Source organism: Pseudoalteromonas sp. NS-SX12, from assembly GCF_057367955.1.
In genome coordinates this window covers 894,219-920,731 of record NZ_CM170635.1, presented here as the reverse complement: position 1 = coordinate 920,731, position 26,513 = coordinate 894,219, and the positions used below count along the sequence as shown (strand labels likewise).

Sequence of the window (26,513 nt, the reverse complement as noted above, 5' to 3'; positions counted from 1 at the left end):
TCTTGAGTACTATGATGACTTGATACTCTCAAAGTGCTTCACAATGTAATCTATAAATGTTCTTATCTTTTGAGATTGCTCTTTGTGGAACGGATACACAGCATAAAGGGAATGTTTATCCGCTTTCCAGTGAGGCAGAATTTCAACTAGTTCACCTGATTCAATCTCATTTTTTACAAATAAATCAGGTAACAATAATATTCCATGCCCTGAACAAGCCGCTTGTTTGAGTGCTAAACCATTATTTACAACATAAGCGCTTGGTGGCAACGTGATTTCTCGTGTTTCATCTTCATGTCTAAAGAGCCAGCTGCGCGCTGAAAATGAAAAACTGTAGATGAGAAATTTATGCTGCATAAGATCTGCTAATTGCGTTATTTCACTTGTTCTAGAAAGGTAGTTTGGCGAAGCACAAAGCATTCGTCTCATATCGATTAATTTACGAGATCTGAGGCTTGAATTACTTAACTCAGCGCCCCCTCGGATTGCAACGTCAATACCCTCTTCAATGAGGTCGACATATTGGTCGTTCATAACCACTTCAATCGAAAGATCTGGGTGATCATGCATAAATTCACAAATGATAGGATTAATTTCTAGTAAACCGAGTGACATAGGAATGCTGATTTTTAGTGTGCCTTTTAAAGTACTGGAAGATTCAATCACAGATAAGTCGGCACTTTCTAAGTTATCTAAAATATTGCACACCTGATTGTAGTAAAGGTGCCCACTTTCAGTAACGTGCAATTTACGTGTGGTGCGATTTATCAAAGGGCTTTTTAGGTACTCTTCCAGCTCATTAATATTTTTACTGATAGCCGCTTTCGATAAATTTAAGTCATCGGCGGCGCCTGTAAAGCTACCAAGCTCAACAACTCGTCTGAAAACAGTAAGCGCTCTTATTTTATCCACAGTCACCTCTTTTGTTTACTTTAAGTAAATTATAAAACAACTAACTTATAGTTTATCCACCAATGATGGTCAATTACTATTTTAATACGTGATTTGCATTGAAGTAATGCTGCTAAAACAGATTAGTGTCGCAAATTGTTTTTAAGTACGGGATTAGGTTTTTGATATGAATGTAAACATTGGGATAAAAGAGCAAGATAGGCTGGCCATTGGTGAGCAGCTTAAACATCTGTTGGCTGATACATACACATTGTATTTGCAAACACACAATTTTCATTGGAATGTCACCGGTAGCCAATTTAGAGAGCTTCACCTCATGTTTGAAGAGCACTACACCGAATTAGCTACAGCGGTTGATGAGATTGCAGAAAGAATTAGAACCCTTGGCCTTATTGCCCCAGGAACATATCAGGCATTCATAAAACTAAGTGCTATTGTGCAAGTTGATACTGTTCCAAATGCAACAGATATGGTTGAGCTTCTTCTTAGTGCTCATGAACAAGTAGTCAAAACTTGCCGCAAAGTACTGTTATCAGCGCAAGACGGAGGCGATGAGTCCTCTGCAGCATTAGCTTCTGACAGAATGCGCGAACATGAAAAAACAGCGTGGATGTTGCGCTCAATGTTGTAATGATTTTTTAAATACGGAGTAATAATTAATGGCAGTTTTAGAAAAAGGCATTTGGAATGAACAAAAAGAGATTGCAGACCTCTCTTTTGAAGATAGTTTTAACAGTCATATAGAAAGTACTGCGGGCCGATACCATTTGTATTTGTCATACGCGTGCCCATTTGCTCATAGACCTTTATTAGTCATTAACTACTTGGGTTTGAATGATGCAATTTCATTCTCGTCCGTTGCGGCTAAACGATATTCCGACGGATGGTTATTCGATAACCAAAACCCAGACCCGATATATGAGCAACAAAATTTAGCCGCGTTATATCTTCGAGCAAAAGTAGATTATACAGGCAGAGTAACTGTTCCTGTTCTTTGGGATAAGCTAAACAATACGATAGCTAATAATGATTCATCTAATTTAGCAATGGAGCTTGCAACTAACTGGTTATCAATGGCTACCAATAAAGTAGAGCTTGTTCCGAGCAATTTGAAAGGTGACATTGAGAGGTTGAATAGTTGGTTGCATCAAAACGTAAACAGAAAGGTTTACCACGTTGGTTTTGCAAAGTCGCAACATGAGTATGATTCAGCGAGTGATACTTTGTTTAATGCGTTAACAAAACTGGATGAAACCCTATCAAAAAGTAACTATTTGCATGGTTCAGTTATCACACTGTCAGACCTTTTTTTACTTCCAACACTAGTTCGATTTGAGGCGGTTTATGAAGTGCACTTTAAAGCGAATAAAAAGCCTCTAAAAGCGTTTACTCACCTGTATAGATATATGCTTGATTTATTAAACGTTGAGAGTATCAGAGCAACAATAGAGATCGAGCATATGAAAGAGCATTATTATTTTTCTCATGCTCATATCAATCCACATCGCATTATTCCTGCGGGACCAGAAATAACTTGGTAAATAAAACGCTTACTTTAACTTAGAGCAACAGAATATGATTAGAATTGATTTTTTCCATGATGTTATTTGTGGCTGGTGTTATGTCTTTTCCCCTAGATTACGAAAGCTATCAGAAGAGTTTGATTTAGATGTACATCACCATGCATTTGCACTTTCCGCATCTCGCGACGAGATGATCAGCAAGTTCGGATCAATGCCACAAGCAAAGGAGATTATTCTTGGGCATTGGGAGCAATGTGCACTCGCTGATGATGCTCAACGCATCAATGTTGAAGGTATGCGCCAAAAAGCGTTCGAGTATCCATTTTCAACGCCTGGATTAAAAGCGTGTAAAGCCGCTGAAAAACAAGGTGGAGTAAATACGTATTGGGATTACTTTGATGCGGTTACACACGCACATATGAGCGAAAATAGAAACATTGGAGATTTACAAGTACTTGCAGATATTGCAGAGCAAGTTGGATTAGATAAGTCTATTTTTCTTGATGATATCAATTCTACTGATAGAGAAGTTGAAATCCAAAGTGATAGACAGCTAGCCCAAAGTTACGGTGTTACATCAACACCTACTCTAATTATTAATAAGAAATGGAAGATTGCTGGTGCAGTAGATTATCAAATGCTGAAAAGCGCGCTGGGCCAAATTACCTAACTCTGGAATTTTTTCTTTAAAATCACTTAAAGCTGGAATATTTGTTAGACGTTTTATGCCTGATTCTTTACCCATACTGCGGCGTGTTTTAATGAAATAAAATAGTTGGCTTAAATTGCTATGGCTTGCGCATAAACCAACCATTATTTATCTCATTTATCCAGCTTGTTGCTGCGGAATCTAATCTCCGCCCGAGTCACCGTCACTTCCCGAGCTAGAGTTAGAATCAGTCGACGCATCAAATTTGGAATAAACACTTACTCCAAAGTCAGCATGTCGATAAATTAAAAGAGTTGTAAAAACAAGGGTAACACTAATATGTTTAAGTACTAAAGCTCGGTATTACCAACGCGATACCAAACAATAAAAACGTTACACCACTTATTTTATTGAATCGTTGACGGTTTTTATTACCATTAATTAGGTGCTTTGCCTTATCAGCCAGTGCGGCATAGCTGAAATAAATTGTAAAATGAATCAATGCACTGATAATACAAAGCACAGTTACTTGAGGTATCAATGGTGTTTTTGAGTAAATAAATTGAGGTAATAAGGCTGATACAAAAATTAGGGCTTTCGGGTTTAAAGATGTCACCCAAAATGCTTGTTTGAAGATTAGCCAAGGTTGGGAGTGTATAGAGGGTCGAGACACACCAGTACTTAGTTGAACTACAGCTGAGCGATAAATCTTAACTCCCAAATAACATAAATAACTAGCGCCAAAAAATTTTATTACGGCTAATAATTCTTCAAACGCCAAAATAATCGTTCCTAAACTTGTGGCGCTGATAAGTAACAAGAGTTGAAATGCAATTACATTCCCTAAAACGCCAAACGCTGCGCGCTTTTTGCCGTAGTTTAAACCGTTATTAATTGAAAGTAATACGGATGGGCCTGGGAATGCCAAAAGCATCGTAACTATTATTGTATACGTAGTATATTGATCTAGATTCATTTTCTTCTCTGACTATTGCTTTAGTGTGTGGTTGTCACTGCCATAATCGCGAACTACATTGCCAACTCTTATTCTGAAATGACTAAAAAGCTCTTCTTTTCCTTTTTTCTGCGCGGTTTGGTGCTTAAAATGCGCTTTCCACTGTGTTACTGCTGCTTCGTTTTGCCAAAATGATAACGATAAATATGTGTCTGGGTTTGAAAGGCTTTGGAAGCGTTCGACAGAAATAAAGCCATCAATTTGATTTAGCGAACTTTTTAATTCCTGCGCCATTTCAAAATAACGTGCCTTTCCGTTAGCTTTTGGAGTTACTTCAAATATTACTGCGATCATAGATTTTCTCCTTAGGAACTCGCATGTACGTTACGGGGGTCTACAAAAACGTACGTTTTCATTAACAATAAATTTTTTAGTTTTAGCCAAGTGAGTATTGCTTTTATCTTGCTATGACAGATGTAACCTGCTCCGAGAGTTTTCATCAATTGCCATCGGGCTAAAGCTGATTAATACACGTGCATCTAATTTAAAAAGATTTTGTAAAAGTTGATTATTTTCATACTTATTGTTTCCGTGTCTGTTTTTTGGCAGTCTACCGGTCTTAAATAGTGATGCTTCGACGGTGGTCGAACTGTGAAGGAATAAATAAGTGGAACCTAATTGCTTACATTGGAAATCTAATAGGCGATAAAGCCAGATCAAAAATGCTTACTGCTTTGATGAGTGGTAAAGCGCTGACTGCAACAGAGTTATCACTTGAAGCCGACATTACCCCTCAAACCGCCAGCAGTCATTTGATGAAATTAGTTGAAGGCGAGCTATTAATCGAAAGAAAGCAGGGGCGTCATAAATATTTTCAGCTTAAAAACTTGCAAGTTGCTGAACTGATTGAGCAAATGCTAAATATCAGCGCAACGCTATCAAAGAGCAAAACTATTACGGGACCCGCAAGCGAAAGACTAAGAAAATCGCGTATTTGTTACGACCATTTAGCGGGAGAACTAGGGGTAAGGTTACTTGATGCGTTAGTGAATCAAGGTTTGCTTAATGAGGATTCTTCAGAGCTTACGTTGACAGAAGCAGGATACGATTTTTTTTGCAAGATAGGTGTTGATTTTAGCGTACTTAACAAGCGCCGCAGACCGTTGTGTAAAGCGTGTCTTGATTGGAGCGAAAGGAGAAGCCACCTTGCGGGTAGTATTGGGAAATGGGTGTTAGAGGATGCGATGAATCGTAATTGGGCAAGCCAAGACTTAGATTCCAGAGTAATTCAATTTACACCGCAAGGGTTAAGCGCCTTTACGAAAAGGTATGGTATTTGAACGTTAACTGCACGCATTGTACAAACTCACTTAATTCCAGAATTCCAATTTAAGAATTTCACTTATTTTCAAACCGATATAACACACTTTGCATGTTCAAAATCACCTAACTCTGGAATTTTTTCTTTAAAATCACTTAAAGCTGGAATATTTGTTAGACGTTTAATGCTGATTCTTTAACAATGCTGCGCCGTGTTTTACTGAAATAAAATAGTTGGCTTAAATTCGCAAAATTTAAGCCAACTATTATTTATCTCATTTATCCAGCTTGTTGCGGCAGAAGTTAATCTCCGCCCGAATCACCGTCACTTCCCGAGCTAGAATCAGTCGACGAATCAAATTCGGAATAAACACTTACTCCAAAGTCAGCATGTCGATAAATTAGAAGCGCGGTAAAGACAAGAATAACGCCAAAAATGGGGTCATCATGCAGGTACATCCAAGCACCTAGTATTGCTATTAAGATAGAGATTATCTTTTTAATCATGTTTTACTTCCTTGTTTGGTTTAATTAAATGCAATTCCGCTTGCTACATGGTGTCGCCATAGTTTAGTTCGGCAGTGTTTTTTGACCGAAATGATACTTTAGCAACTGATTATATGCCGCCTAAAATATACCCAAAAGCGAAAGCGACACATGCTACCAAAATCAATTGATTTAACTTTGTTTTTTCATTGCGCTCTGAAACAGATTGCAACATAGCTTCAACAGAGCCTTTGTATTTACCAAATGCGTTTAGTGTATAGGTGGATTTATTGTTTAGTTGGCAGAAAAAATCATTATTAGAATCGAGAAACTCTCTCAGTTGTGATTGGCTAATATTAGTTTGATTTGCCAAAGTTATGATACCGCATCCAGATTTACCATGGGATGCGACAGTTTCAAGAATTTATTTAGTTTGGTTAAAGTCCATTTATTTTTTTCTCCGTACTTTTAATTTGTTTGTTATACGTTTTTAAGCCAACTATTTCTAGATGCTATTAAAACAACGGCATCACTAACTAATTGATTTGCGAATTTCTTGTTGTTTTCAACGGCTGGGCCAATAATTTCAAAATGTTTATTTAATTTACGTGTAAGTTCTTCGCTATACTCTTTTAAATTTCGATTATCAGTAATATCAATTGCCAGACGCCCTTGCTTGTCGAGCGCTAATAAGAAATCGGAAGAAGTAGCGCGCTTATTTTGATAAGAAGCTTGTTGCCACTCTAGAGCATTTGAAAAATGCAGTTTCCCATCATGTAACCAAGATTCTTCCGTTTCACCGCCTTCTCTAAACTGCTGACTTGCTAAAGACGACAAATTGTCAGTTGAGGGAGAGCACGCACATAGGCTAACTAAAAAAAGCAACAATATAAGTCTCATAATTCATCCTTGAAAAACGTATAACGCCCCATTCAGGGGCTTTTAATAGTTGGCTAAAATAACAAACGCAGTGAGGGAAACCAACTATTAAAAGTCCCTGCCTGCAACGGCATGTTATGTACCGTTTGGTCTATCTATGCTATGCTCAGTTGGTTGAGGCGTAATTGTCATTACTTTCACACCAATAGGTGATTCAAACCGATGCCATACACCTTTAGGGATAACCAGCATTTGACCAGATGATAATTCGTTGCGTTGTTCTTTTTCTCCGCTCAAAAGAACCAATGTCGTTTCACCGCCCAAAACCTGAACGAATTCGTCACCATTCACGTGCCTTTCCCATTCACTATAACCAGAATAGTGAGCCACGTATATTCCGCCATCTCTATATTCAGATAACAGTGCAAATGCATTTTTGGCTTCTTCATCCGTAGTTTCAGGTGTTCTATTTTTCAAGAACTCTACTCTGGTGAATTCGCTTTCGATGGTAATCGCAACAGATTTAGACACTTACTGGCTCCCTTTAGGTACATAAACAGCTTGTTATGTTTTCAATTTAACGCTAAAAGCTTGCCAAATAAATGCGAACGCAACGATCAAAAACATTAAGAGCATAAACCAAAAGAAAATGGGGCTTTCTTCTAAATAGTGATACCTAACTGTCCCATAGAATGCCCCTGTAACATATGCGTTATAAGTTTTATAAATAAAATAAAACGATACACACAAGAAAAGAAATCTAGTTGGCCAAAGCCACGTTGCTTTTACTTTTATTACTTTAGGTGCGTGAAATACAGGTTGCTTACTATTCATTAATTAAACACCACACTTTCCAGAAAACATAACGCCAAGCTCAGCGGCAGTTTGTGGAGCGGAGCAAATGTGTTATAGCGTAGCGAAAACACATTTGAGCCGCGGAACAAACTGTCCGTCTGCAGCGCCTTGTTATGCATTTTCTGGCCACTTAAAATCGACAAAACGCTCTAAATCCTTGGAATACATTTTAGGTAACTTGCCATAGCTTTTTTCATACAATCTTGCCATTGCCAACATGGTATACCCGCCTTGCGTATATCCCTTAGCATCGGTCAATGTCCAGTCCTCTATTTTGCTTTCAGCTATTTTTAACCTTGAATGTAACTCATCACTTACTTCTCCGATAGGATCAGAAGCAAGCGATACAATAAATTGGCCATTACTATATGAATGGGCAACGCCCCATACATGCTCTACTTCGCCATCGAACTCATAGGGAAACTTAATAAATGCCTCTAAATTGCCACTATTGAGACCCTCGATAAAACGAGGCAGCTCAGATTTAGCTCTGTTAATTTGCTCCTGCATTATCGGATCATCTATGTCGATAGGGATAACTGATGGATCAGGACGGCCCTGCCAAAACTTAAGCAGCAACGCAGGTAGTACTACCCACCCAAGTACTATAGAAACAATGCCACCAGCGCTATCGTTTAAACCACATACCTCAGTTGAGAACATCAAAAGAGGAAACAAAGAAACCAAAGATATTACTGCTATAATTATAAGTTTCATCGAATCTATCTCTAATGCATAACAGTTTATTAAGAGGCAAGTTGCCTCTTTTTCTACCGCAACATCGCCTGTTTACATTCTGATTCAATTTATAACACTAATAATTAGTCGTTACTAGTCAGTTAGTTATTTGAAAATTAACATTTTGTAAGTTGCAGAAAACAGGCGAATTGCCTGTTAATATTATTAAGAGGGAAATGATCATTAAGAAATGGAATAGGAATGATTTTTACTTCTAACGACGAAAAATTTGATATGAGAATGGAATAGTTTATTCAACGGCTGCAATTCGCTCTTTTGCGGCATTCGCATAAACACGTCTTGGGGCAAAAACGTGTATAGGTGAACGTCTGTTTTTGAGAACTTGGTTAATAGCGATTAGACGACCATTGAGAGTCGTTTGAATGTTCAAAACTCCCATCTTGTCCAGATTGAAATCTCAGGAAAATACTGACGGAAAGAAAAAATAAACGATAAAAATAAGGCTAATTCAGAAAAAAACTGCCATTTTTTCGGTTTAATTAGCCTAACCAACTGTTTTAATGTACTTAATCTAAGTTCAGATTCTGGAGTTAGCTGAGTTTATACATACCTGATTTCGACAAAAATAAGTTCATTATTCAATCTATTGAAATTTGATCAAATCTTAAAATGGGAATTTTGGAGTTAGGTGAGTTTACACACTCAGATATTACAAATTGAACTCCAATCATTTACTTGAACCCCCACGTTAAAGATTTTCTTCAAATCAAACCCGTCAAATTTTTTAAAAAATAATCCTATATGAAAAGCGCTGTTTTAATAGCAGTTTCCTTAAGTGTTTAAAATTTTAACGTTTTGTTTTAATTGACTTTAAACTCATAAAAGGCATGTGATAGCAACTAGGTTAAAAGAGTACTTGCTTAGGTTTCTAAAGTAAAAACTCTATTTTTACCTGTTGAGGGGCTTGAAAAAAAACACCTGTTCAGCTTACACTTGTGCGCTGATTGAGCGTACATGTGTAAGCCTAAATTATGAATGTTTTGTTAAACCCACTTTCTAATTGGTTCAGTAAACAGTTTTTCCATCACACATCGATGGCGGGATATATTGAGCCTGTAATTCAATTATTTAAGCCAAGTTGGCGCGATGGTTATTATCGAGCCAAGGTGGTTGCGGTTCAGGCTATTGCTAATCGAACACTTGCGATTGAGTTAAAAACAGAATCCCGTTGGCCAACTCATAAAGCGGGGCAGCATATTGAACTAACGTTAGAGATTAACGGCCGATTAGTTATGCGTGTATTTACGATTGCTTCAAGCCCAAATCAGGCGATGCACGAAGGGGTGATCCGTTTAGTGGTTAAGCAGCAAGATGCGGGGGCATTTACCCCTTATTTATCGCGCTTACAGGTTAATTCGTGGGTTAATATTTCAAAACCCAAGGGAACGTTTTTATTACCGCAAAGCGGTGCGGTTACTTTTTTCGCTGCAGGCTCTGGCATTACGCCATTTATTGCGATGCTGCATCAAAACCTACACGAACAGGTAGAGCCTATCCATTTGGTGTATTACGCAAAAGCGAATGAGCATCTACTGGTGGCAGAACTTGAGAGCTTAAGCAATCGCTTAGCAAATTTTACCTTTACCTTACTTAGTCGAAGTAGTGATGGCGATGTTATTGAAAAGCTATCGGAGTTTCATAATTCAAAGTGGCTGGTGTGTGGTCCAAATGATTTTTATAAAACTATTCAAAATTATGCAGAAGCTCATCAGTTATCAATTTCAAGTGAGCATTTTTCCCTAGTTAATTTGCATGTACATGGTGATGAAAAAGCGCATTTTCAGGTGGACCATGGCGGCATTAAATTTACAGCCGACAACCAACAGCCGCTTTTAGCGCAGTTTCAAGCAAACAAGATTAATGTGCCTTATGGATGTGGCATGGGTATTTGTCATCAATGCCAATGCGTAAAGAAAAAAGGCGTAGTGCGAGATATCCGCACCGGTAAATTATCAGATTACGGTGAAGAGTTAATTCAATTATGTGTATCGCAAGTGGTGTCAGATGTGGAGTTTAAAGTGTGAACACAATAGCAGAACCAAATTATGATTTATTAGCCGAGCAGCTAAACGAAATTCAATCAACAACTATGGCGAAAGTGGGTGAGCAAGACGCAAACTATATTCGCCGTGTAATCGTTATGCAGCGGGTTTTAGAATGGTCGGGGCGTATTTTATTGGTGCTTGGCTTTGTCTCGCCGTGGCTTTGGCTTGTAGGTGTACTTGCCCTTGCAACGGCTAAAATTCTCGACAATATGGAAATAGGCCACAATGTTATGCACGGCCAGTACGACTGGATGAACGACAAGCATATTAATTCTAAAGCGTACGAGTGGGATATTGCCTGCGACGGTAAAAGCTGGAACCGCGTACATAACTTTGAGCATCACACCTATACCAATATTATCGGTAAAGATCGCGACTTTGGTTATGGTTTATTACGCTTATCAAACGATTTTCGCTGGCGAGTTAAAAACCTTTGGCAATTTATCACTTACCTAAATTTAAGTGTGTTATTTCAGTGGGGCGTGTCGTATCACGAGCTTGCCGCTGAGCGTGTGTTTTTTGGTAAGAAAAAAGAGAACCGCGATTACAAAGTGCCACACAGCGAACTAAAAACACGGTTTTTTAGTAAAGGTGCGCGCCAATTAATTAAAGACTACCTAATTTTCCCACTGTTAGCAGGGCCATTCTTTTTATGGGTATTAGTGGGTAATCTAATTGCCAATTTGCTACGTAACTTATGGACATCAACCATTATATTTTGTGGTCACTTTACTGGCGATGTAAAAACATTCAGTGAAAAAGAATGCGAAAACGAGACAAAAGGGCAGTGGTATTACCGTCAAGCATTGGGCTCATCAAATATTAAAGGGAGTAAGTGGTTTCATGTTCTAACTGGGCATTTAAGCTTTCAAATAGAGCATCACTTATTTCCAGATATGCCTGCAAAACGTTACCGTGAAATTGCACCTAAAGTGCAAAAGGTATTTCGTGAACACGGTATTCAATACAACACAGGTAGTTTTTTCAAACAATATGGCTCGGTAGTTAAACGCATTTTGCGTTATTCGTTGCCATAACTGGTTAAATCAGTTCCTTAACATAATGTGCCCGGTTATTGTCTGCCAACGATAGCGCGGGTGCATTATTTTTTTATCTTAGTTATTACCGTGTTCATCGTGTTTTGACAAAAAACATAAAACTGTTTGCTAAGCTATAGCGATATTTGAAAAGGCAACACGAGTTTCCTCACCTACCCAAACGGGTTGTTTACAATCATTTACAAAAGGTTTTTACAATTTATATTTAAATTCTGTAAATAAAGTGTGTTTTTTTGTCTGTTTTTCATACAAGTTAGGTTTCTTTTAGTTATTTTATATTTTATTTATATTCTATTTAGTAATTATTTATACTCATTCGTGATAAGTTGAATAGTAATATTTGTTTTAGATGTTAAATTGAAACTTAACTTTATATATCCACTTTATTAACATTGTCCCAATATTTGTTTTCAGTCTTTTTTATTAGTTATTTCCCACCTTTTATCGCTGCTCTATTTATCCCTATCTTTTCTAGGGATTTAGCATCCACTTCTTACATGTTTTAAGAAAATACAACTTTTACACTATTTGCTCATTTTTAGATCTGTAACTAGTTGTAATTCAATTTTATGTAAGCGCTATCACTTTTTGCTAACTGTAAAAAAAATGTTGTTAATGTTTCGTTTTCCTGTGTTTTTGCCTATTTGCAATTTGAAGGTGTGATCATCACAATGCGCCGCCTTGGGGAACGAATGAGGTACAGGTTTGTTAATAAAAAAAGCAGCGAAACGTTTTGAAGTAGCGCTAAAAAGCTATGAAAATGACAGCGTTAGCACTGAGATCGCAATCATCAATAATCATAAACTCGCAATAAAATGCTTCTTGTATTGTGGCCTTCACTATTGTGTCACTGTGCAGTTTGATGATGACTTTTGTTTAGTGGCGTTAAATGTTCAGTATCTAAAAGAAGGGGTTCACATACCCACTTTAATGCAAAAAGCACAACTTTCAGCGTGCATATCCCAAGTAATTTCAGAGGGAATGCATTATGCCAAATGCTGAAATTTATTTCGCTGGGGTGTCAGTTTCTGAGCTTGCACTAAGCACACAAAAGTTACTTGAACGTTTGTTTAGTGAAGATTATTACCAAATTGTGGTGTCAAAAAACACGCTGTTTGAAGCACAACTAACCGTGTTTTACTGCAGACATAAATTACTCAAATTAATGATTAACAACAAAGAAGTGAGTTTGAGTCATTGTGAAAAGTTATGTCATACCAAAGTGAATGAGCTAGTGCAGTATTTCCGCGCAGTAGATAAAAATTTTTGCTTTTCGCGTTCGGTGTTTTATACCAATGAAAAACTTGTTGAGACGTTTCATGTTTTAAATTCGCCTTTAATTGGCATTATGCAGAGGCACTACTATGCATAAAGTGAGTTTGTGTTTTAAATCATCGCAGTGCCATGAGCTTACGCCAATGCAAACAAAGGTGCTGTATCAACTTGTTATTAAAACAGTATCAGAACAGTACGGTGAAGACCGCGTAACGCAAATTATTGATGCCTTTAATGGCGATTATTTTTCAATCTTAAAGTGTGGCATTTCATTGCTCGCAAGTGAGACCAACAATGCAAACTAATATGGTAAATAAACTAACAGATGTGGCGCGCACCGCCGACCAGTATATTGCAGAGCAAGGGCAATACGGCCGTATTCAATCTGATAAAAGTAAAGTGATGGATCATATTCTTAAACTAATGGAAATCGACGCGCAAATACGCCTTGCTAAGCAATTCGAGCATTTAGCCTCGGTCATCGGAACAAAATATTAGTAGTACCCTGTTTTCAACAGGATCCCCCAGCCAAAGCCTCCCGTGAGGCTTTTTTTAGGTAACAACATGAAAATATTAATTGTAGGTGCAGGGATCGCCGGTTTATTGATGTATCGCGAATTGCAACGTCATGGCATTGAAGCTGATCTTATAGAAAAGCAGGAAGCTTTGAATAATTTCGGTGCAGGTATTTGCTTACCTGGAAATGCAATGAAGCAGTTTGAAGCACTGGGGTTAAAACAAGCCATTTTAGCCAAAGCTCACCAAGTTAAAGAAGTGCGGTTTGAAACTCATCAACGCGAGTTGTTGGCAAGTGCCAGCCTTAAGCAGGGCATATTAGCGCAACAGCCATTCGTTGCTTTATCGCGACAGTCTTTGATGGAAATACTAAGCGAAGGTATTGAGAACCAGATTCAATTTAGCCGCTCAATCGTGAATGTAACTCATAAGCAGTCTTCTCAATTGGTGCGTTTTAACGATGGCTCTGTACTCGAATATGACCTGGTGATTGGTGCTGATGGGATGAATTCAAATGTACGTGAGTCGTTATTTGATATGCCAGAACTCAATGATTTAGATGTTACACATTGGCGCTTTATTGTGGAAATGCCCACAGCATCACTGGAACCAAGTTACTTAGTGGGGGAGAGCGATGCGTTTATGTTTTACCCCATTGGTAAAAACCAGGTGTATTGTTATGGGCAAGCAGCAAATCAACAAATTAAAGCGTTGTATCATGACCACAAAAAAAGCATGTTAGCGGTATTTAAACACTATCATCCATCGGTAATTAGCGCGATTAATAATGCCACGACTATCAGCCAAGGGCGTTTAAAGTCGGTTGTTTCTAATCAGGTATATTGTAAACGCACGGTATTAATTGGTGACGCAATGCACGGTTGCCCGCCCAGTTTACAACAGGGGGTAGCACAGGCTTTAAACGATGTATGTGTTTTATCTAAGTGCTTAAAAAATGCTTACAGCATCGATATAGCATTAGCTGACTTTAAATCGATAAGGCTTAAAGAAGTAAGTTGGATAGTCAATGAGTCCAACAAAATAATTCGATTAGCACAACTTGGCAGTTCACGTTTTGGACGTTTTATTCGCAATGTGTTGATTCGCATGCAAGGTCCACAAAATGTGAAAGCCTGGCGTAAATTAATGGCAGACCAAGAGGTAAAGTAATGCAGTTTCAAACTATGCTAAACACGTATCAGGGTGAGTTGCTAAGTTCGCATGATTTGTCTTTTTACGAACGCTGGGCAATGGATTATTTTCATGATGACCAACATGTAAGCGATCCGTACTTGTCTATTACACTTGATTTACCGCTAGGCGCGGCTCGTGATAATTACCAAAATCATTTTCAAAGTGCTGAAGGTGCATCATTTCAAGGCTTTTTAATTTGGTGTTTAGCACGGGCACTTAAGAGTGAGTGGATTTTCTCGACCCGTAACATTAATGGCAAATGGTATCGATTTGATAATCTTCCTATTTTTTGTCCAATTGCGGTAGGGGGAGAGCTGCGTTTTAAAGATGTGATCTTAGAAAATGTTACGGCACTTTCGTGGCCTGAGTTTGCGCGTTATTATCGCAAATCTGTGGATTGTAATGACGCAAAACTAGAAGTATTGCCACAGGAAGTATGGGCACTGTGTCCGTTTATTGGCAATTTACCTAATATGGCATTTTCGTCATTTCAAATACATCGAAACAAATTAAAAACAGGACGCCCCTTATTTTATTTTGGTCAGCGTAAAACGATTAATGGAGAGCCGAGCGTTCCCCTAAGTATTAGCTTTGATCACGCTAATAGTGATCCGTTTGTGTTGGATAAATTGCTTGCCACGTTTAATGAGCTAACTACTCAAAGTGCGGATTAAAAAAAAGCGACTATCTGGGGATAATGATAGTCGCTTAGGCCTACTCGTTAGTGGTTAAAATCAGATTAATAAACTCTGTGGTTGCAAAGCTATTAGCAGTTTTGTTCTTCGCTGCCGATCTCTTCTTTCGCTTTTTCACACAGGTCTTCGGCTTTGTTTTGCGCGTCAGTGATGGCTTCATCAATACGCTCGCCTGCATCTTCTGCTGGGCCTTCAGAACAACCCGTTAGTGTAAATACGGCACCAAGTGCAATTACTTTTGTCATTGTCATTAATGTTTTCATGATATTTTTCCTTATAAAATTAATTGAGTATTAGCGGTTTTTGGCCCGCTTAAGCCCTGGGTGCCCTTACTCTGGGTAAAATCAGCGACAGTACCAACAGTGCGACAAATACAAAGAATAAAATTTTCGCGATACTCGCTGCGGCGCCTGCAATGCCACCAAATCCTAAAAGTGCGGCAACAATTGCTAAAACAATAAATGTAAGTGACCAACCAAGCATACATCCTCCTTAATTATCGGTTTCGGTTAACTATTAAGCGGTTACTTCTTGCAATGCTTTCATCTCGTCATGACACGCTTGCATGCTGTTTTGAATCAGTTTTAACGTACTGAAGTAAGGCGCTGGCAATGGCTCTTCAAGCGCTGCTTCAATTTTATCAAGTACGCGGTCTTCAACTTCTTCAAGCTGGGCAATGTAAGTATGTTCTTTATCAGTACTTACTACCGACAACACCTTAGTGTATGTTTCGCGCATTGATACAACTAAGTCGCTGTCCGTTTCGACTTCACCTTCATCAAGCACTACTAATGGTTGCAATTCAGCCGCGGCACGCTCTTTCTCAGAAATCATGCGATCGAAGATGATTTCAAGACTTTGGCTAGAGACTTTTGTTTTGGCTTCTTTATAAAATTCGATACCGCCATTTAAAACTTTCACAAGCTCTTTTACCGGGGTTAAGTTGTAATTCGAGTTTGACATAAATGCTCCTTTTCAATTTTCTTAACGGTTCAAACTATTAATGCATGGCGTGTGCCAAAAATTAAATCATTAAAAATCAGTAATTTAGGTTGTTTTGTTGAAAAGTGCCTGCGACACATTTACAGGCACTATGAAGTTTTTACTTATCTTGACTCTGTATATCTTGCAAAGAGTGGCCACCCTTTGCGTTAAAGTCCAAAGTACGGATTGGGAATGGAATAAGAATGTCGTTTTGCTCAAGTGTTTTATGAATAGTGGCAACCGCTTTGTGGCGCATTTCCATAAAGCCAATCTCGCCTGGGTAGTCTATCCAAAACCATACAAGCAGGTTTACTGAGCTGTCAGCAAACTCGCTGGCATATACTGCAGTTTCAGATTGTTTAATTACGCCATCAAGATCATTAATAGCATCGGTAAGCACGTCTCGTGCTTTATCTACATCGTCTGCGTACGAAATTCCCACAGGTACTTCTATACGACGTTTACGCAGTCGCGAGTAATTTAATAGCTCGTTTTTAAACAGTATTTTGTTGGGCACTATGGCCATTTGACCATAAAAGTTCTCTATTAAGGTATTACGTAAGTTAATGCGCTCTACCGTGCCAAAGGTATCGCCGGCTTCTATAATATCGCCAACGCGAAATGGTTTTCGAATACCCATTACAATGCCTGCAATTAGGTTTTCGGTCATATCTTGAAAAGCAAAGCCAATAGCAAGGCCAATAATACCCGCACCCGCAAGTAATGATGCCACCGCTTTTGACAGCCCCATAATGTCGAGTGCGAAAAAGAAACCAATAACAATAATCACCATGCGACAAATGCCTGTAATAAGGCCGGCAATTTGTGATGACTCAAAAATGCGGTTAAGTAACTTCTTTATCCAACCCGATATCCATTTAGATAAAACTAAAAACACAATGAAGATAACAAGCGCAATTACCATGTTGGGCAAATTCTTTATGGTTATTTCAAGCCAGTGAGTGAGCTTTTCATTTATAAGAGACCAAAACTTCTCCAATGTAATCGACATAACTGCTCCTTTAATAATGTAATGACGTTACCTTGGGGTACGCAGTTTATATGCCAGCGTAGCTAAATTGCGTAAGGCTAAGGTGTTGTGAGGCGTTTGTAATAATGGGGCGGTGTATTTGTGTAAAAGGTACAGGGATATTTTTCACACTGGTTGTGTAAAAGCTACATTGGTAAATTTTTGTTTTTTCATAAGTTACTGATATTTAATGTTAAAAATTCTGGTATGTGAAATGCATTAAGTAAATCGAACTCAGCAAAAAGGAAATTTATTATGAATCGTACATTTAATACACTTGCACTAGTTACTGTTTTATCTACAACTGCTCTTTCAGTAAACGCGAAAGACAACCAGTGGGAAAAAGAAGCAAGCGACGCTTGGATTGATGGTAAAGCTGAAGCAACTTTACTTTTCAATACACAGCTAAATTCGTTTGATATTAACACCGATGTAGATAAAGGTGTGGTAACGCTAACGGGTAAAGTAAATCACGATGTTGATAAAAAGCTGGCACAAGAGTTAGTGATTGGTATCGACGGCGTTAAAGAGGTTGAAAACCGTTTAACAGTGATACCAGATAGCAAAAACAAGTCAGAAAAAGACGACAGTCAAATTGAGTCTGACTTTGTAGACGCAAAAATTGCAACGGTAATCAAAACACGCTTATTGTTCGATACAGATATTAGCGGTACGAGCATTGATGTTGATGTTGAAAACCAAAACGTTACCTTAACAGGTGAAGTTGAATCAGAAGCTGAAAAGCAATTAGCAATTACCATTGCTAAAAACGCAGACGACGTTGAAAACGTAGAAGATAACCTTCGCGTTGTAAAACAGTCTTAATCCTGTCCCAATTACTGCACTACCAAAAAAGCACCGAAAGGTGCTTTTTTTATGCCTATTAATTACACGTATCTAAATTAGAAAATATTATATATAGCAATAGCTTGAGTGTTGTTTTATGCTACAAAAAAAGATAGTTAATATTTAGACAAGGAATAAATTAATGGACGAAGGATTGTTCTCAAGCTTAGGGGCCGTATCTGTTGTTGTTTTAGCCGCGGCTGATGCCGTTAGAAATGACAAAAATTTAAAAGTTGATTGGACTAGAAGGTTTAAGAAAGGCATTGTTTGGGCTGTATTATTTTCTTTTATTCCCTGCATTTTATTGTATGCAGCGAATAACAGTAATGCGAAGAAAGGTGAGCCAACATATACTGTTTTGCAATGGGTGGTGAGTTTGCCTTTAACGGCCTTAATTTCTATCACAATTTTTACTTTGTTATTTGTTTTACGCCCGCACCCTGAAAGAAATTCGTTCAAACCTCTCAAAGTATTTACGTTAATTTTTTGGGCTGGCGCAATCGCATTTATTTTTTATGCCAGCATCTTTCTTGTAAATCAATTTGCGCTTTTATTCGTGTAACTATCAAATGCCAGTAACCAACATCTAAGTTACTGGCGCCCATCGTCAATGTTTAAAGCACTTAACATGTGAGCTGTATTGAACTCTTTATTAATCTGTGTGGTCTACTAACTTCTTGTTTTATTTAACCTGAACTCGCGTTTAGGTATTTGTAAATTTACCTAGAGTCTATTTTTCTCTAGGTATATCAGTTAGAGAATATATGGACGTAGTACTTAAAGAAATAACCAGCTCAAATTATGAGTTAGTGTGTGATTTAGATGTAACAGAAGATCAGCAAGATTACGTGGCGTGTAATATGTGGTCGCTGGTTGAATCGCATTACAATTCTGGCCATACCTGCAAAGCAATTTATTGTGATAACCAAGCTGTTGGCTTTTTTATGTGGGTGCAAGAATCACCAAAAAAAGTGTCTATTTGGCGTTTTATGATAGATCATAAATATCAAAATAAAGGCATTGGCAGAATCGCCTTAAATCAAGCGCTTGACGCAATTAAGTTAACACCGGGCTTGTGTGAGATTGAAATATGCTATAACCCTAAAAATCCTGTCGCGAAAGACTTTTACTCAAGTTTTGGCTTTCAAGAAGTGGGCATGGATGAAGACAATGAAGATATGCTCGCGATAATATCGCTATAGTTTGCAATAATACTAAAAAGGGGCGGTTTTTAGTGAAAACTTGCCCCATTTTAGTTAGCGCATCACCTAAAGCTGGCGTGTTAAATCACTTGTTTTAAATCTGCTAACGACACAGGCTTTAAGATAACATGCTCAATTTGATGTTTGGCAAGCGCCTCAGCGGGTGGTTCGCTACCGCTAACAATAACTAGGTTGGCATCACACTCTCTTGCCTTTATTTCACTTGCAAGGGTTAAACCTGAGCCATCAGCCAGGTTTAAATCGAGGCAAATCGTATCAAATGCGGTGTCATTGTCTAACAAGGCACAACATTCGCTAAAACCGCTTACACTGTGACTCTCACAGCCAAGTGAATCAAACAGCAAACACATTAAATCGCGGGTGTTTTTATCATCTTCTACCACTAAAATACGTTGTTTAGTTGCGTTTTCATTAGCGGAATAAGCGGGTTTTTCGCTGATGCATGGTTTTGCTTGTAAATGCGCTTCAAGCGACTGGTAAAGCAATTCGGTATTTATTGGCTTGGTAATAATGCCATCAAAACCAAGGGCAAGTAGGGTATCGATATTGTCTTTTTGTGCAGCTGCGGTGAGGGCAATAATCGGTGTGTTAATACCTTGCTTTCTGAGCGTAACAATAGCCTCTCTGCCGCCCATTTCGGGCATATGCAAATCCATAAAAATAAGATCAAACGTCTGCTCGCCTGAGCACACTAAGTTAACCGCATCGAGCCCGTTATTTGCACAGGCTACTTTTGCGCCAGTGTTACTAATTAGGTTTTTTAATAGGGTTTGAATTTCGGGCAAGTCTTCAACAATTAATACATCGCCTTTAAGTGATAACGGGCAAAGCTGGCTTTCATCACTTTTGCTTGCTGCCAAACTCAGAGGCTGGCATTCACCAATGTCGGTGCCTAAGTCAATATCAAAACAAAAGGTGCTACCAACACCTACTTCGGATTCGAGCGTAATTTTTCCGCCAAACAATTCAACTAAAGCGGCACTAATTGCCAGCCCTAAACCTGCGCCTTCTGAGGTACGGGTAATGGTGTCTTGTAATTGCTCAAACGGCTTAAATATTTGCTTTTGTTTTTCTTTCGCAATGCCAACACCAGTATCTTGTACTGCCACATTTAAGCAATAGTGGTGATTTTGCTGCACCAGCTTAAACACCACTTCAACCTTGCCTTCGGGGGTGAATTTTATGGCATTGTAAACAAGGTTAATTAGGATCTGCTTTAGCCTTTTAGCATCGGTCATAATTACTGTTGGCAGGTCGCCTTTTGCAACAATGCTAAGCGCAATGCCTTTTTTCTTTGTTTCCATTGAAAACAAACTTTGCAGATCGGCAATTAACGGGCCCAGCTCAGTAGGTGACTTTTCAATATTTAAACTGCTGGCATTAATTTTTGATAAATCGAGTACGTCATTCAGCAAATTAAGTAAATGCTGACTGTTGTTATGAATAATGTCTAATTCGGGCTTAATATTGCTAAGTTGAGGGTTGTCGCGTAGCAGCTCAGTGTAACCAATAATTGAGGTAAGCGGTGTGCGTAACTCATGGCTTAAATGCGCCATAAAACGGTCTTTGGCGCGGCTATCCGCCTCGGCTTTGTAGCGCTCTAGGCGCTCGTTTTCTAAGTCACGTCGTGATAGTGCATACAAAATCGCGCGATTAAAGCGTGGGCTGCTTATTTCTGATTTTAGTAAAAAGTCATCTGCGCCGTGTGCAAGGGCTTCTTTATCAAGCCGCTCGTCAGATTGCCCAGTCAGCATAATAAACGTAGTACTAAGCTTAAGTGATTTAGCGGCCTCTAAAATAGATAACCCCGTATGAGCGCCTAAGTGATAGTCTAAAAAGCATAAATCCACTGGCTGCTGTTTAAGTCGGTCGAGTACACTTTGGTAGTCACTTAACCAAGTTACATCAAATTGGTAATTAGGAATTTGCTCAAGGTAATCTACCGTAAGCAAATAATCATCTTCATCGTCTTCTACCAATAAAACACTTACACGCTCAATACTTGTCATATTAATCCCTATGGCAGTTCAACAATTTCAATCCAATATTTACCAAGCTGTTTCATTAGTTCAACTAAGCCTTCGAAAGTAACGGGTTTAGTAATGTACGATGCTGCGCCAAGATCATAACCACGTAATTTGTCTTCTTCTTGCTTTGAAGTAGTCAGAATAACCACCGGAATAGAGCGCAGTGCAGCATTTTCTTTAATCAGCTTTAGCGCTTCGCGGCCATCCATACGTGGCATATTTAAATCGAGCAAAATAATATTAGGGCGCGGGTATTTTTGTTTATCTTCAAACGGCGCTTGATTGTTCAAATACGCCAGCAGCTCAACGCCGTCATTTACAAAATATAAATTGTTGATGACTCGGCTTTCTTCAAGTGCGTCTTGGGTTAGCAAACGATCATCTTCGTCATCGTCGGCCATTAAAATATTAATTCGTTTTACTTCAGCTTCCAGCATTACTATTTTCCTCTAAATGAAATGATGATGCTGCAATCGGCAGTATCATGGTAAACGTTGTACCTTGGCCAACTTCGCTGTGTGCAGTTATTTGGCCGCCATGGCGCTCTACAATGCGTCTGCAAACCGACAAGCCAATGCCTGTGCCTTTGTAAGCGGTGCGACTGTGTAAACGCTGAAATGGGGTGAAAATTTTATCGCTGTAATCTTGTTCAAAGCCTATGCCGTTATCGCACACATCAATTTGTATCCATTCGCTGGTAATATCATCTAAATGTTGTGCTGGGGCGCTAGTCTCTGACACGGTTACATTGATTTCGGGCGCTTTATCGCCTTGTCTGAACTTAAGCGCATTCGATAACAGATTTAAGAATAACTGTTGTAGCTGGCTTTCATCACCTTCAATTTTTGGCATGCTTGCCAGCGTAATGGTGGCGTTTGATTCGTTAATAGCGATTTCAAGGTCGTCTAATACGCCTTCAAGTACGGTGTTTAGGTCTACTTCAACAAAGGCTTTCCCTTTTGTCGTTACCCGCGAAAGCGCCAATAAGTCTGATATTAACAACGACATACGCGCAGCAGCGTTATCCATGCGCGATAAATAATCTTTGCCTTTATCGTCAATTGCGCTGGCATAAAGCTCAGTAATACGCGCTGAAAATGCGCGAATTTTACGCAGCGGCTCTTGCAGATCGTGTGATGCAATAAACGCAAAATCTTCTAGCTCGCGGTTACTGCGGCCAAGCTCTTCGGCGTAAAGTTCCAGCGCTTGGGTACGTTCTTGCACTTTTTCTTCAAGTAATTCGTTACTTTTTTCAAGCTCTAACGCGTTTTGTTTAACATTGCGCAGGTGTTTAATAAGCAATATTAAAAACAGGCTACTCATCACAATACAAATGGCGGCAAACCAAATTAGGTTTGCTTCAGAAGTTTTACGTGCGTTACTTAAGCGGGTAAGTAAGTGATTACGAATAACGGTTTCGTTTTCTATGATCTCTTGATAAATGGTGCGTAAGTCTAGGTCAGATATCTGCACATCTTTTAAAAGGCGCTTAGGCGAGCGCTCAGAGTTTGTTTGTACGTGACGAATACCAGCGCCCACTAACGCAAACTTTGCTTCGGCGTAGCGCACAAAGTTGTCGATACGTTTTTGCTGAATATCGCTTTCAGAGCGAATTTCGCGGGCTTGCGTAATACTCTCAGAAAATTGATCTAACGCTTTTTTGTAAGGTGCTAAATCGTCTTCTTGCAGCGTGATCAAATAAGCGCGCTGGCTTGATTCGGCGTTGAGTAAGTCGATATGCAAACGGTCAATAGCCAGCATCACCTTTGATGTGTTTTGAAAACTTTGTTGAATTTGCGCAATACTTTGGGTGTTTTGTAACCCAATAAACGTAATGGTGCTAATGCCCAATACAATAATGAAGAATGCGCACCATGCAAAGGCAATACTGTGAATGGCACGATCGAAAAATGCTTTCATTATATTCACTTAGCGTTTTCAGCGATTTGTTGTAACAGCTCGCTGCAGGCTTTACTTGCGGCGATTATTTTATTCGCCGCATCGCTAATTTCGCTGTTTTTCGCTGCATCTTCACTTAAAATTTTAATGATTTCAGCATGCATTGAAATATGATTTAGTGGCTTTCGTGCATCGTGAACTAAGGTATTAAGTTGTTCATTGTTGTCAGTCATGTTTCCTCGCAAATCATGTTTTACAGTGATTCTTCGTAAGCGTTTAATCGGTTATAGAGCGTTTTAGTACTGATGCCAAGTAGCTTAGCGGCCAGTGTTTTATTACCCGAAACCGACTCAAGCGTTTTGTAAATAAGCTCTTTTTCTACCGCCTCAATGGTTTTTCCTACATCAACTTCTGGCGCATCGAAGGTAGCCGTTGGCGTACTTGGTGTAACCGCTTGCTGAACGACCGCAGGTTGATTGTTCGCTGGTGGCTGTGCAAAAGGCGATGGCTCTATTTGTTCAATATCGATTGTTTGGCTATTTGGATCAGCCATAATAAACGCGCGGTGAATACTGTGCTTTAACTCACGGATATTGCCTGGCCAATGATGGGCAAATAGCACCTGTTTACTGGTAGGTGAAAATTGATACTGGGTTTTATATTCGCGGTTTAGGTCATCTAAAAAATACTCGCTTAATAGCTCGATATCTTCTTTTCGTTCACGCAATGGCGGTATTTCAATTGGAAAAACCGCAAGGCGAAAATAAATATCTTCACGCAGTACTTTCTTTTCGGCAATCTCACTCATGGTGCGGTTAGTGGCCGACACCACGCGGCAATTTACTGGAATTTGTTTGTTACCACCAACGCGTGTGACATGTTGGGTTTCTAATACGCGCAGTAAATTAGGCTGCATATCAATTGGCATTTCGGTTACTTCGTCTAAAAACAAAGTACCGTTTTCAGCTTGTTCAAATACACCTTGCTTTTGTGCAACCGCGCCAGTAAATGCGCCTTTTTCATGACCAAATAATTCGCTGCCGATTAAATCTTTGGTGATAGCGCCGCAGTTAACCGACACTTGCTCGCCTTGGCATTTGCTGGCGTTATGAATGGCTTTTGCCACAACTTCTTTACCAACACCGCTTTCACCAATTAATAATACATTTGCGTTGGTTTTTGCCACGCGTTCAATCATGGTGATTAGGTGCTGCGCCGCTTTTGATTTACCAATTAAACAGCCAAAGTGACGCTCTATTTTCGTTGTACTTTTGCTAGTAACCGCAGGCTCTTTAAACAATACGCGCTTTACGTCGTCGGCTTGAATGGGTTTGGTTAAGTAGTCGATTTGATCATCGCACAGTGAAGCAATGGCGGTTTTTACCGACGGATGCCCGGTAATTAAGGTGATGTTGACGTTAATACCTTGCGCGCGAATAAAATCGATTAGGTGAATTCCGCTGCCATCGGGCAACATAAAATCTAAAAAAACATGGTCAAAGCGCGTATTTGCAAGCCACTCTTTGGCCTCAGCAATGCTTTCAGCGGTGTACACTTCGCAGCCGATATATTCAAAAATACGCGCGCCTAATTCGTTAAATTCAGAGTCGTCATCGACCAATAACACTGTTTTCATAATGTCCTCAATGTACTGCACTACAAAGTAAACAAATTACTTTGTCATAATCCATAATGATTTTTCTTTTATTTCAATGGTTAGTGTTTCGCACGTTTTTATTTCGCCATCAATACTATACCTTACTGTGTCGCCGTGTTGGTGTAAACAAACACGCTTACAAAGCGCATGATTTACGTTGTTTTCGCTGTGTTTTTTCTTACCTTCTAGGCCGTTAAACACAAGTTGCGCAAGACTAAACGCTGCGCTGCTGTTTTCATCGTGTTCGATTAAGGTGATATCGAGCTGCCCATCTTGGTAGTTTGGCTCGCCACCGCCTTGTGCTAACACGGTAGAAAACGGCGCGGCATTGGCAATCACTAAACTGTTTACGTTCAATTCTTTGGGGTTTTGTTCATCAACTGCAATACACACTTTTTGTGATTTACTTTCAGACACGGCATTAATAAAGCCGCTAATGTAAGCAAATTGACCACCCTGATTTTTCTCTTCGCGATTAGCAAAGCTGATCATCTGCTCTTCAAAGCCAAATGCAACTAACAACAAAGCGGTGTGTTCATTACATTGAATGGTGTCAATTTGCTGTGTTTTACCTTTTACAATTGCTTCGCATGCAAGTGTTATGGGTTCTAACTTAGTTTGTAAACCAAGCAATACGTGAGCGAGCGCATTAGCAGTACCCAGCGGAATAAAACCTAAATGGCAGTCGCTGTTAACAAGCGCATGGGCTACGGCTGTTACGGTGCCATCGCCACCACAGGCAATCACTTTGTTATGATTACGTTTTAAACGCAGGGCGAGCGCACTTACATTGGTGTCTTTTTCGGTAAAATGAAATTCAAGCAAAAAGCGCTGTGTTAAATAACCAATCACTTGGTTATCGTATTGATACCATTTACCGCTACCTGAAACTGGGTTTATCACCAGCGGTAGGGTTTCGGTTTTTGCGAGTAAATCAACGTGTGCAATGGCATTTAAGCGTTTTTTTTGCGAACGATTTAAACGCGCGGTTTGGCGTAATTCTTTTACTCTATCAAGCGCACCTTGAGTACTGAGCTTATGCTTATAAAGTAAATAAGCACATAATAAAAATACAGAACGACCACGGCCAAGCGCACAGTGGATCACCACTTTTTTGTTAAGCGTGTGCATTGCCTCAATCCAACGTAACGCATGGAGAATTTGCGCGCGAGTAGGTGACTGGTGATCAAGCACCGGTAAATTTAAGTAGTACAACCCTTCTTGCTCAGCCGACCAATTTAAGCCGTCAAATTCCGCAGTTACGTCTAAAATCGCGTCAATTTTATTGGCTTTTAACATAGGAATATCGCTTGGGAATAAACGACACGCGATAAACATTTGGTCTTCAACTTGTTGTAACGCAGGAACTGAGTCTTTGTAGCGCTGCCACGCGTTGTAAAGCTGCGCGCACAGTAAATAAGGTAACAATACCAGTTTAATAATTACTGGAATTTGCCCTGTTGCGCGTTTGCGAAAGAAGTTTGGTTTTTCAAATAGGTAAGCGCTAAACACTATTAGAACTGAAAGCAGAATCCAGCTACTGGCAAAAATAAATAACGGGTGTTTAGACACATAAACAAGACCGGATGCCGCAACAACCAGTAATAAATAAATGAAAGTTACATTCATACTATCAACACCTCAAAACTAAATAACTTAGGGTTACAAGAATCGTACCTATGGATTTTTATATATATTTCAAGGTGATAATGGTTTTTAGGGCGTG

At 39.2% G+C, this 26,513-nt stretch carries 32 protein-coding genes; 14 read left to right on the top strand and 18 right to left on the bottom strand.

Annotation, left to right across the window (positions count from 1 at the left end):
* Positions 1-9: 9 nt before the first annotated feature.
* Entirely contained in the window at positions 10-912 is a 903-nt protein-coding gene (locus tag AC2IOM_RS18310) for a LysR family transcriptional regulator (protein ID WP_486359655.1), read from the bottom strand.
* 166 nt (positions 913-1,078) lie between these two features.
* Between AC2IOM_RS18310 and AC2IOM_RS18305 the strand changes: the two genes are divergently transcribed.
* From AC2IOM_RS18305 to AC2IOM_RS18295, 3 genes are read left to right on the top strand one after another with little or no spacing between them, the layout of a single operon-like run.
* The gene (locus AC2IOM_RS18305; protein WP_100915765.1) at positions 1,079-1,543 is read left to right on the top strand and encodes a Dps family protein; all 465 of its coding nucleotides are present in this window, start codon (positions 1,079-1,081) and stop codon (positions 1,541-1,543) included.
* Between the two features lie 28 nt (positions 1,544-1,571).
* A complete protein-coding gene (locus AC2IOM_RS18300; protein ID WP_486359654.1) occupies positions 1,572-2,453 on the top strand; it encodes a glutathione S-transferase C-terminal domain-containing protein in 882 nt (293 codons plus the stop codon).
* A gap of 34 nt (positions 2,454-2,487) precedes the next feature.
* Positions 2,488-3,105, top strand: coding sequence for a DsbA family oxidoreductase (locus tag AC2IOM_RS18295; protein WP_486359653.1), 618 nt, complete (start codon positions 2,488-2,490; stop codon positions 3,103-3,105).
* A 322-nt stretch (positions 3,106-3,427) separates the two neighbouring features.
* Here the strand turns inward: AC2IOM_RS18295 and AC2IOM_RS18290 are convergent, their stop codons facing one another.
* On the bottom strand, positions 3,428-4,060 hold the full coding sequence (locus AC2IOM_RS18290; RefSeq protein ID WP_486359652.1) for a LysE family translocator: 633 nt from the start codon (positions 4,058-4,060) through the stop codon (positions 3,428-3,430).
* 12 nt (positions 4,061-4,072) lie between these two features.
* Positions 4,073-4,393, bottom strand: coding sequence for an antibiotic biosynthesis monooxygenase family protein (locus AC2IOM_RS18285; RefSeq protein WP_486359651.1), 321 nt, complete (start codon positions 4,391-4,393; stop codon positions 4,073-4,075).
* Positions 4,394-4,668: 275 nt separating this feature from the next.
* Here AC2IOM_RS18285 and AC2IOM_RS18280 point away from each other — a divergent pair, with 275 nt between their 5' ends.
* The gene (locus AC2IOM_RS18280) at positions 4,669-5,379 is read left to right on the top strand and encodes an ArsR/SmtB family transcription factor (protein ID WP_486360693.1); all 711 of its coding nucleotides are present in this window, start codon (positions 4,669-4,671) and stop codon (positions 5,377-5,379) included.
* 283 nt (positions 5,380-5,662) lie between these two features.
* Here AC2IOM_RS18280 and AC2IOM_RS18275 read toward each other — a convergent pair whose 3' ends face one another.
* The 5 genes from AC2IOM_RS18275 to AC2IOM_RS18255 form a co-directional block, all read right to left on the bottom strand.
* Positions 5,663-5,818, bottom strand: a complete 156-nt coding sequence (locus tag AC2IOM_RS18275) for a hypothetical protein (protein WP_486359650.1) — start codon at positions 5,816-5,818, stop codon at positions 5,663-5,665.
* Between the two features lie 157 nt (positions 5,819-5,975).
* Positions 5,976-6,218 (bottom strand): hypothetical protein, encoded by a 243-nt coding sequence (locus AC2IOM_RS18270; protein WP_486359649.1) that lies wholly within the window; start codon positions 6,216-6,218, stop codon positions 5,976-5,978.
* Positions 6,219-6,325: 107 nt separating this feature from the next.
* Positions 6,326-6,745, bottom strand: coding sequence for a hypothetical protein (locus tag AC2IOM_RS18265; RefSeq protein WP_486359648.1), 420 nt, complete (start codon positions 6,743-6,745; stop codon positions 6,326-6,328).
* Positions 6,746-6,859: 114 nt separating this feature from the next.
* Positions 6,860-7,255 (bottom strand): cupin domain-containing protein, encoded by a 396-nt coding sequence (locus AC2IOM_RS18260; RefSeq protein WP_486359647.1) that lies wholly within the window; start codon positions 7,253-7,255, stop codon positions 6,860-6,862.
* Between the two features lie 435 nt (positions 7,256-7,690).
* On the bottom strand, positions 7,691-8,296 hold the full coding sequence (locus tag AC2IOM_RS18255; protein ID WP_486359646.1) for a DUF2314 domain-containing protein: 606 nt from the start codon (positions 8,294-8,296) through the stop codon (positions 7,691-7,693).
* A gap of 1,013 nt (positions 8,297-9,309) precedes the next feature.
* On the opposite strand from AC2IOM_RS18255, the gene AC2IOM_RS18250 reads away from it, so the two are divergent.
* The 7 genes from AC2IOM_RS18250 to AC2IOM_RS18220 all read left to right on the top strand — a co-directional run bounded on the left by AC2IOM_RS18250 (position 9,310) and on the right by AC2IOM_RS18220 (position 15,100).
* Positions 9,310-10,362, top strand: a complete 1,053-nt coding sequence (locus tag AC2IOM_RS18250; protein WP_486359645.1) for a flavin reductase family protein — start codon at positions 9,310-9,312, stop codon at positions 10,360-10,362.
* A 65-nt stretch (positions 10,363-10,427) separates the two neighbouring features.
* On the top strand, positions 10,428-11,420 hold the full coding sequence (locus AC2IOM_RS18245; protein ID WP_486360692.1) for a fatty acid desaturase family protein: 993 nt from the start codon (positions 10,428-10,430) through the stop codon (positions 11,418-11,420).
* Positions 11,421-12,429: 1,009 nt separating this feature from the next.
* On the top strand, positions 12,430-12,813 hold the full coding sequence (locus AC2IOM_RS18240) for a hypothetical protein (protein ID WP_486359644.1): 384 nt from the start codon (positions 12,430-12,432) through the stop codon (positions 12,811-12,813).
* On the top strand, positions 12,806-13,021 hold the full coding sequence (locus AC2IOM_RS18235; protein WP_486359643.1) for a hypothetical protein: 216 nt from the start codon (positions 12,806-12,808) through the stop codon (positions 13,019-13,021). Before AC2IOM_RS18240 ends, AC2IOM_RS18235 begins: the two co-directional genes overlap by 8 nt.
* On the top strand, positions 13,011-13,214 hold the full coding sequence (locus AC2IOM_RS18230) for a hypothetical protein (protein WP_486359642.1): 204 nt from the start codon (positions 13,011-13,013) through the stop codon (positions 13,212-13,214). The genes AC2IOM_RS18235 and AC2IOM_RS18230 overlap by 11 nt, the downstream gene beginning before the upstream one ends.
* A gap of 66 nt (positions 13,215-13,280) precedes the next feature.
* A complete protein-coding gene (locus AC2IOM_RS18225) occupies positions 13,281-14,402 on the top strand; it encodes an FAD-dependent monooxygenase (RefSeq protein WP_486359641.1) in 1,122 nt (373 codons plus the stop codon).
* Positions 14,402-15,100, top strand: a complete 699-nt coding sequence (locus AC2IOM_RS18220) for a hypothetical protein (protein ID WP_486359640.1) — start codon at positions 14,402-14,404, stop codon at positions 15,098-15,100. The genes AC2IOM_RS18225 and AC2IOM_RS18220 overlap by 1 nt, the downstream gene beginning before the upstream one ends.
* 92 nt (positions 15,101-15,192) lie before the next feature.
* Here the strand turns inward: AC2IOM_RS18220 and AC2IOM_RS18215 are convergent, their stop codons facing one another.
* The 4 genes from AC2IOM_RS18215 to AC2IOM_RS18200 all read right to left on the bottom strand — a co-directional run bounded on the left by AC2IOM_RS18215 (position 15,193) and on the right by AC2IOM_RS18200 (position 17,117).
* Positions 15,193-15,384: a hypothetical protein gene (locus AC2IOM_RS18215; protein ID WP_105172429.1), complete on the bottom strand. Its 192-nt coding sequence runs from the start codon at positions 15,382-15,384 to the stop codon at positions 15,193-15,195.
* Between the two features lie 49 nt (positions 15,385-15,433).
* Entirely contained in the window at positions 15,434-15,604 is a 171-nt protein-coding gene (locus AC2IOM_RS18210) for a DUF1328 domain-containing protein (protein ID WP_010558576.1), read from the bottom strand.
* A gap of 33 nt (positions 15,605-15,637) precedes the next feature.
* Positions 15,638-16,084: a ferritin-like domain-containing protein gene (locus AC2IOM_RS18205; RefSeq protein ID WP_010558577.1), complete on the bottom strand. Its 447-nt coding sequence runs from the start codon at positions 16,082-16,084 to the stop codon at positions 15,638-15,640.
* Between the two features lie 139 nt (positions 16,085-16,223).
* Positions 16,224-17,117: a mechanosensitive ion channel family protein gene (locus AC2IOM_RS18200; RefSeq protein WP_232732369.1), complete on the bottom strand. Its 894-nt coding sequence runs from the start codon at positions 17,115-17,117 to the stop codon at positions 16,224-16,226.
* A gap of 273 nt (positions 17,118-17,390) precedes the next feature.
* Between AC2IOM_RS18200 and AC2IOM_RS18195 the strand changes: the two genes are divergently transcribed.
* From AC2IOM_RS18195 to AC2IOM_RS18185, 3 genes are all read left to right on the top strand, one after another.
* A complete protein-coding gene (locus AC2IOM_RS18195; protein WP_138632210.1) occupies positions 17,391-17,960 on the top strand; it encodes a BON domain-containing protein in 570 nt (189 codons plus the stop codon).
* A 163-nt stretch (positions 17,961-18,123) separates the two neighbouring features.
* Positions 18,124-18,543, top strand: a complete 420-nt coding sequence (locus AC2IOM_RS18190; RefSeq protein WP_486359639.1) for a hypothetical protein — start codon at positions 18,124-18,126, stop codon at positions 18,541-18,543.
* 202 nt (positions 18,544-18,745) lie between these two features.
* Complete coding sequence (locus AC2IOM_RS18185; RefSeq protein WP_486359638.1) at positions 18,746-19,183, top strand: GNAT family N-acetyltransferase; 438 nt, start codon at positions 18,746-18,748, stop codon at positions 19,181-19,183.
* An 80-nt stretch (positions 19,184-19,263) separates the two neighbouring features.
* Here the strand turns inward: AC2IOM_RS18185 and AC2IOM_RS18180 are convergent, their stop codons facing one another.
* Genes AC2IOM_RS18180 through AC2IOM_RS18155 form a run of 6 tightly spaced genes read right to left on the bottom strand, consistent with a single transcriptional unit; the run spans position 19,264 to position 26,416 of the window.
* Positions 19,264-21,213: a response regulator gene (locus AC2IOM_RS18180; protein WP_486359637.1), complete on the bottom strand. Its 1,950-nt coding sequence runs from the start codon at positions 21,211-21,213 to the stop codon at positions 19,264-19,266.
* A gap of 8 nt (positions 21,214-21,221) precedes the next feature.
* Positions 21,222-21,668 (bottom strand): response regulator, encoded by a 447-nt coding sequence (locus AC2IOM_RS18175; RefSeq protein ID WP_010558583.1) that lies wholly within the window; start codon positions 21,666-21,668, stop codon positions 21,222-21,224.
* Positions 21,655-23,151: a sensor histidine kinase gene (locus AC2IOM_RS18170; RefSeq protein WP_486359636.1), complete on the bottom strand. Its 1,497-nt coding sequence runs from the start codon at positions 23,149-23,151 to the stop codon at positions 21,655-21,657. The genes AC2IOM_RS18175 and AC2IOM_RS18170 overlap by 14 nt, the downstream gene beginning before the upstream one ends.
* A gap of 5 nt (positions 23,152-23,156) precedes the next feature.
* Positions 23,157-23,363, bottom strand: coding sequence for a hypothetical protein (locus AC2IOM_RS18165; protein WP_010558585.1), 207 nt, complete (start codon positions 23,361-23,363; stop codon positions 23,157-23,159).
* A gap of 20 nt (positions 23,364-23,383) precedes the next feature.
* Entirely contained in the window at positions 23,384-24,766 is a 1,383-nt protein-coding gene (locus AC2IOM_RS18160; RefSeq protein WP_138632195.1) for a sigma-54-dependent transcriptional regulator, read from the bottom strand.
* Positions 24,767-24,802: 36 nt separating this feature from the next.
* Positions 24,803-26,416: a diacylglycerol kinase family protein gene (locus AC2IOM_RS18155; protein ID WP_486359635.1), complete on the bottom strand. Its 1,614-nt coding sequence runs from the start codon at positions 26,414-26,416 to the stop codon at positions 24,803-24,805.
* Between the last annotated feature and the right edge of the window lie 97 nt (positions 26,417-26,513).